Source organism: Streptomyces sp. NPDC054770 (assembly GCF_053611985.1).
Map to the genome: position 1 here is coordinate 40,376 of NZ_JBSHBL010000078.1, position 6,392 is coordinate 46,767.

At 71.1% G+C, this 6,392-nt stretch carries 5 protein-coding genes and 2 pseudogenes; 2 read left to right on the forward strand and 5 right to left on the reverse strand.

From position 1 onward, the window contains the following. Window positions 1-57: 57 nt before the first annotated feature. The 5 genes and pseudogenes from ACWGKQ_RS42135 to ACWGKQ_RS42155 all read right to left on the reverse strand — a co-directional run bounded on the left by ACWGKQ_RS42135 (window position 58) and on the right by ACWGKQ_RS42155 (window position 4,392). Window positions 58-1,224 (reverse strand): NAD(P)/FAD-dependent oxidoreductase, encoded by a 1,167-nt coding sequence (locus tag ACWGKQ_RS42135; RefSeq protein WP_453297337.1) that lies wholly within the window; start codon window positions 1,222-1,224, stop codon window positions 58-60. A 34-nt stretch (window positions 1,225-1,258) separates the two neighbouring features. Next, entirely contained in the window at window positions 1,259-1,972 is a 714-nt protein-coding gene (locus ACWGKQ_RS42140; protein ID WP_453297338.1) for a GntR family transcriptional regulator, read from the reverse strand. 325 nt (window positions 1,973-2,297) lie between these two features. Then, a pseudogene (locus tag ACWGKQ_RS42145) lies at window positions 2,298-2,784 on the reverse strand (IS110 family transposase); the annotation flags it as partial. Window positions 2,785-2,796: 12 nt separating this feature from the next. Further along, a pseudogene (locus tag ACWGKQ_RS42150) lies at window positions 2,797-2,955 on the reverse strand (response regulator transcription factor); the annotation flags it as partial. Window positions 2,956-3,444: 489 nt separating this feature from the next. Beyond that, complete coding sequence (locus ACWGKQ_RS42155; RefSeq protein WP_453297339.1) at window positions 3,445-4,392, reverse strand: AAA family ATPase; 948 nt, start codon at window positions 4,390-4,392, stop codon at window positions 3,445-3,447. A 195-nt stretch (window positions 4,393-4,587) separates the two neighbouring features. Here ACWGKQ_RS42155 and ACWGKQ_RS42160 point away from each other — a divergent pair, with 195 nt between their 5' ends. Next, entirely contained in the window at window positions 4,588-5,547 is a 960-nt protein-coding gene (locus tag ACWGKQ_RS42160; RefSeq protein ID WP_453297340.1) for an NADP-dependent oxidoreductase, read from the forward strand. Window positions 5,548-5,724: 177 nt separating this feature from the next. Beyond that, window positions 5,725-6,336: an FMN-dependent NADH-azoreductase gene (locus ACWGKQ_RS42165; RefSeq protein WP_453297341.1), complete on the forward strand. Its 612-nt coding sequence runs from the start codon at window positions 5,725-5,727 to the stop codon at window positions 6,334-6,336. The last annotated feature ends 56 nt before the right edge of the window (window positions 6,337-6,392 follow it).

The following is a 6,392-nucleotide window of genomic DNA, read 5'->3' on the forward strand; positions in this document are numbered from 1 at the left end:
AGCTTGTTCCTGGCGCGCTCGATCGCGCCGAAGGAAACCGCGGGGGAGAGCTGTCGGCTACTGCTCGCCCAGACTGGTGGCGTGTTGATCCACTTCGATGTCCGAGCGCCGTACGCCAGTGAATCGTGTGGGCCGGAAGGCCCCGAGGAGGTCCTGCTCCTGATCGGTTGTGATCTCGGCCGCGACCAGGCGTCCCAGAATCGGCGCCAGGGTGACCCCGCTGTGCGAGACGAGGCAGTAGACACGGGACTGCGCGGAGGCATAGCCGGCGACAGTGTGGCCGTCCGCGGGCAGTGACCGGAAGCCGATGCGCAGGTCGATCTCCGGTGCCCCGCCCGGGTCGGGCAGCAGTGCGGAGAACCGTCGGGCGAGGGTGCTTGCGATGTCCCCGTCCGCGGCCGGCGGGTCTGCCGGATCGACGTGGGCGTTCAGATCGAGAGCCTGCAGGACGGTATGCCCGCCGACCTCGGGGCGGAGGTTGAGGCCGGGGCTGTGGATCACGCAGCGCAGGTCGAGTTGTGGTGACCTGGCGTACCCGAGCAGGCCGACGGTCTGCGCTCCGCGACCGGCATCCGTGACCATGGGAACGTCGATCCCGGCCCGTGCGGCGAGCCGTTCTGTCCAGCGGCCTGCCGCCAGGACGACCCGATCGCCCGTGCAGACCTTGCCTCCGGCCAGGGTGACGGAGACTCGGTCGGGCCCGTCGTTGATGGCTACGACCTCGCCCATCGCGAACGTGGCTCCGTGCTGCTCGGCGTCCGCCAGCAGGCTGTTCACGAAACGGCCCGGCAGAACGTATCCCTCGCTGGGGAAGTGTGCGATGGACGTGATGGTCGCCGGGATGCGGAGGCCGCCTGCGGTCCGCGCCGCTTCGTTGGGGGTGACCCAGTATGCGGGGTAGCCGAGTGCCTGCAGTCGTTCCACGTTGTCGGCGAGCCGCTGCTCGTTTGCGGCGTCCGCCCACTGCAGCGCTCCGCTGGGGAAGTACGACGGTGCGCCGCGCAGTTGCCCAGCGAGCCTGGTGTGCTCCGCCATCCCCGCGAGGTTCAGCCGGTGGTAGTCCGGGTCGGGCTTCCGGCTGGAGTTGGTCCAGGCGAAGGTGGTCGCGGTCGTGCCGGTGCCGGCTCCCCGCTGATCGAGCAGGAGAACGTCCTCACCGGCGACGGCAAGCTGCCTCGCGACGCTCACGCCCAGCACGCCGGCACCGACGATGATGACCTTCATGGTGTGCGCATCCTTTCTGGCAGCGGCACGCTGCTCACATGGCGGGGACGGGAAGCTCCAGGAAGAACTCGGCGGTTCCCGGACGGACGAGGGTCGTCACCACCTCGACGGTGCTGCCGTCATCGGCACGCAACTCCCTGCGCCTCGTCAGCGCGGGCGTTCCGGCCTCGCTGTGCAGCAATGCGGCGTCGTGCTCGTCGAGGGCCACCGGGTCGAGGTAGAGCCGGATCGAGTCGATCGGTACCCCTCGGCGCTGCAGATACGGGAGGGTGACGAGTTCTTCGAGGTTCTCGTTCAGCAGGTCGGGGGCGGCCGCGAAGAGGACGACGTGCCGCTCGACCGACTGCGGCTCCTCGCGTACGTTCAGTTTGCGGCGGACCAGTTCCACTACGGCCGTGTCGGCGGAGGCGCCAGGGAGGGCCAGGATGGCGTCGGCGGCCCTGACGATCCGCGCGGAAACCACTTCGTGCCTGCCCGGCGCGCCCTTTGCGGCTGCCGCGGGGGTGACGAAGTTGAGCAGATTGATCTGCCGCGTCACGTCCGCCACGAACGATCCGTGGCGCCGCTGGCGGATTGCCAGCCCCGCCTCGGCCAGGTCGTTGAGTACCCGTTGGGCCGTGGCACGACTGACGCCGTACTCGGCGGAGATATCCATCTCGCTTGGCAGACGCGAGCCCGGCGGGAGGGCCCCGGACAGGATCTTCGCTTCGAACTCTCGCCTGATCTGTACATAGAGTGGCACGGTCATGGCTAGACCGTACATTCAATCGATTGACTGGTAAGAGCGAGCTGACCAGCCCAGTCTTCAGCGTCCGAGCCTCATGGGCGGGGTGCTGTTCCCGACCTGTCCCGCGCGGTTCGGGTTCGACGGTGACCACGGAGCCGAGCCGACGACGGTACGGGCGCGGCTGCGCCTGGACCCTTGCCTGATTCGCCATGTCGGTCTCCCGCCTGATCTGCCCGGCGACCAGCACCCTCCACTAGACCGTACAATCAGATAATTGACCGGTCAATACGCATGGGCAGAGGATCTACTCAGCAGCCACCTCCCTGAGAGGAAGGCCAGTGCCGCCGACGTCCTCGCCGGGTAGCACGGTCTGCTGCGACTGGGCTGCCTCCAACGCGGCGGCTGCAACCGCGTCCGCGCCTCGCACCGCCCGGTTGGCAAGCCGCGCCGCGAGCGGCGCCCGGCCACTGCGCCTGATCGTGGATGGGGTCTGATGGCTGGTCAGCAGCACCAACGCACTCTTGTGGGCCGAGTGGTCGAAGGCCCGTTCCAGTGCCGGAAAGTTGCCTGTGCGTACGTCGCGGAGCCGGTTGACCATCCGCACTCGATCGGCCACCAGGTCCGAGCGACAGTCGGTCGGCAAGGCAAGGTCCGCAGCCGGCTGAGCGGGCACGTCGATAGTGGCGAAGTCGCGGCGGTGGCGTGCGGTCGCCGTCAGGATCGCAGCCTCGGTCGTTCTCGATCTTCTTGGACCACCAGGTCGTCCCGGTCTCATCGACGACTGCAGCCCAGTGGTGTCCCTTGCCCGCATCGATTCCGGCCCAGACAGTGATCCCCTCCTGCGCCTACAACGCCTTGAGGATCTCGGCGAGTCGGGCCCGAGAGGTGATGCCTAGCCGGGGGAAGATCCGGTACAGGTACGAACCCACCGTACGGGGCGAGAGATAGAGCCGGTCGCCGATCTGACGGTTGGAGAGTCCTTCGGCGGCCAGCTGCGCGATCTTTCGAAGATCTCCTCCAGCCAGGCCATGCGGGCGCGTTCGAGCTCCGGCAGATCGTCCCGGCCGGCCGCGCCCAGCAGCCGCCGCACGAGGTCGGAGCGGCCGAGCCGAAGGCGTGTTCGGCCGCAAGGAGCAGACGTCGTGCGTGGTCGGCGGGGGCCGGAGACAGCTCGGCGGCACGCTCCAGCACCCGGATCGCCGTGAGCGCCGAACCGCGCTGGAGCGCGAGCCGGTGATGGGCCTCCACCCGGCCGGCGACTTCCTCGTCGGGGGCGTCGAGCGCGAGCGCCTGGTGCCAGGTGGCGCGGTAGGGGTCGTCGGCGAGCAGCCGTGCCAGTGCCTGGTGCGCGGCGCGCAGGCGCCGCGGCGGAGCCGCCTGGAGGACGCCCGACCGCACCAGGGGATGCCGGAAGTGGACGCGCAGGCCGTCGACGCGCATGAGCCCGGTGTCCACGGCGGGCTGCAGGTCGTCCATGGTCAGCTGACGGCCGCTCAGTACCGAGGCGACGGCGAGGATTTCGGCGATCCGGTCGCCCGAGTCCGCCGCGGCCACCAGAACCAGGTCGCGGGCGGTCCGCGGCAGGTCGCGCAGCCGCCCGACGAAGGCCTGCTCCAGCCGGGCGGTGAGGGTGAGCCCGTCACCGTACTCCCCCGGCTCCGGCAGGGAGGCCGCCGGGTCGGCCGGCTCCGCAGGAGAGGCCCCCGGGTCGGCCGACCAGCTCGTCGACAGCTCCACGAGGGCGAGCGGGTTGCCCTCGGCCTTGGTGAGGATGCGGTCGCGGGCGGTCGGGGCGAGTCGGCGCGGGCCCGTCGCACGAGCTCGGACGCGTCGGCCGCGGACAGCGGGCCCAGATCGACCCGGGGCAGGTCGGCCGGGACCGGCCGCTCCCCGGTGTGCGTGCGGGAGGTGGCCAGCAGCACGATCGGGTCGTAGCCGAGGCGCCGGGCCACGAAGGCGAGGGCGTCGGCGCTCGGCTGGTCCAGCCACTGGAGATCGTCCACGCACACCAGCACCGGCGCCTGGGCCGCGGTCTCGACCAGCACTCCGAGGGCGGCCAGAGCGACCAGGAAGGGCTGTGGAGCGGACCCCTGCCGCAGTCCGAGGGCGGTCATGAGCGCCCGGTACTGGGCCGCGGGAAGGCGGGAGGCCCGGTCGAGGAGCCGGACGAGCAGCCGGTGCAGGCCGTGGGACGACACCTCCGCGGCCGACTCGGAACCGGCCACGCGCACCACGGTGAAGCCGGCCTGCCCGGCCTGCAGCCGCGCGGCTGCCAGCAGGCTCGTCCTGCCGATCCCCGGCTCCCCGGCGACGACCAGTGCGCCACCGCCCTCCGCCGCCAGGAGCCTGCCGATGATCCGCAGCTCCGCCTCCCGGCCGACGAGCACCCCCGTGTCGGCGGCGGCCGGGGCACCGGCCGAGTCATGATCAGTACCGCCCACGCACCGGATCCTACGTGCCCGAAGCGGCCACCAGCAGATCACGAGCCCCTTCGCCGGCCCCTGGTCAGGACAGGTCGGCGGACGCCCGCCACGCCGGTTCCGCCGCGGGTCGCAGTCACATGACACAAGCGGCCCCGCTCCGTCGCTCCCATGCTGGAGGGGAAGGGCACATCCGCCGCAAGGAGTGAGGGAACGATGACCGACATGCGCGCTGTTCGTGCTCACGAGCGAGGCGGTCCGGAGCAGCTGGTGTACGAGACCACGCCGCGTCCCCGGCCGGCCGACGGCGAGGTGCTGGTCGCCGTGCACGCGGCCTCCGTCACCAACGGAGAGCTCGCCTGGGACGCCACCTGGACCGACAGCTTCGACGGAACCGGCGCCGACCGGACACCGGTCGTGCCCTCGCACGAGGTCAGCGGTGTCGTGGCCGAGCTCGGTCCGGCGGTGACGGACCTGGCCGTGGGGGACGAGGTGTACGGCCTCACGCCCTTCACCCGGGACGGAGCCGCTGCCGAGTACCTCGCCGTTCCGGCCCGGGTGCTGGCGGCCAAACCGGCCGGCCTGGACCACGTGCGGGCGGCGGCCGTACCGCTGGCGGCGCTCACCGCCTGGCAGGCGCTGGTGGGCCGGGCCGTACTCGCGCCCGGGCAGCACGTCCTGATCCACGGGGGCGCAGGCGGCGTCGGCACCCTCGCGGTGCAGATCGCCGCGGCGCTCGGCGCACGGGTGACGTCGACCGCGTCCGCGCAGGACCGCGAGTTCGTCGCACGGCTCGGTGCGGAGCAGGTCCTCGACTACGCCGCCGACCGCTTCGAGGAGCATGTGCACGACGCCGACGTCGTGCTGGACACGGTGGGCGGGGAGACACTGTCGCGCTCGTGGGCCGCGCTGCGCCCCGGCGGGGTCCTGGTCAGCATCGTCCAGCCGCCGGACCAGGACGCCGCCGCCGCGAAAGGGGCGCGGGGCGTCTTCTTCGTCGTCGAGCCGGACCGGGCCGCGCTGGAGGCCGTCACCGGCCTGATCGACAAGGGCAGCCTGATCCCGGTCGTGGACCGGGTAGTACCCCTGTCGGAGACACGCGCCGCGTACGAGGCGCTGCAGACGGAGCACCCCCGGGGAAAAATCGTGATCCGGGTGAGCGTGCCCTCCGCCTAGGGGCTCCCCGCCGGCTGTGTCTGTCGTCACCGGCGACAGATAGTTGATCGTTGAACTTTCTTGGGTACAGTGAAGACGCGGAGGCCCGGCGGGAGAACGACCCGTCGACCCCTCCCGTCGCCGTACGTCCACATCCTCATTGTGGATTGATCAATCCTGAACCCTGGGAAGAAACTCATGTCTCACCTGCTCCACATCGACTCCAGCTCCCGCGGGACCGACTCCCTCACCCGGCAGATAGGCGCCCGCTACGTCGCCGCCTGGCGCCGGCAGCACCCCGAGGGCACCGCGGCCTACCGGGACGTCACCCTGGACGTGCCGGACCTCGTCTCCGCGGACTGGATCACCGGGGTCTTCGCTCCGGCCGAGCACCACACACCGCGGACCCGGGCCGCAGTGGACGCGTCCTCCGTGCTCATCGGCGAGGTGGAGGCGGCCGACGTCCTGGTGCTGGGCGTGCCGATGTACAACTTCGGCGTGCCCGCGGCCTTCAAGGCCTGGATCGACCAGATCTGCATGGCGGGACGCACCTTCGCATACGACGAGAACGGCCCGCGCGGCCTGCTCGCCGCCAAGAAGGCCGTCGTCGTGCGGGCGTCCGGCAGCGACTTCAGCGATCCCGCGTTCGCCGCCATGGACTTCCACGCCCCCTACCTGCGCGGCATCCTCGGCTTCATCGGCATCACCGACGTCGAGTTCATCTCCGTCAACGGACCGACCCCCGAGCAGATCGAGGCCGGGCTCGCCGAGGCCGACCGGGCCATCGCGGCGTCCCTCAAGACCCTCTGACGCCGTCGGCGGGATCCTTTCGGCGTGGCGGCCGCTGGGTGCGCACCCCTGGGGTG

Coding starts and splice junctions, on each gene's coding strand:
- ACWGKQ_RS42135 (WP_453297337.1), bottom strand. CDS start 1,224: ATGAAGGTCATCATCGTCGGTGCCGGCGTGCTGGGCGTGAGCGTCGCG.
- ACWGKQ_RS42140 (WP_453297338.1), bottom strand. CDS start 1,972: ATGACCGTGCCACTCTATGTACAGATCAGGCGAGAGTTCGAAGCGAAG.
- ACWGKQ_RS42160 (WP_453297340.1), top strand. CDS start 4,588: ATGACCGACATGCGCGCTGTTCGTGCTCACGAGCGAGGCGGTCCGGAG.
- ACWGKQ_RS42165 (WP_453297341.1), top strand. CDS start 5,725: ATGTCTCACCTGCTCCACATCGACTCCAGCTCCCGCGGGACCGACTCC.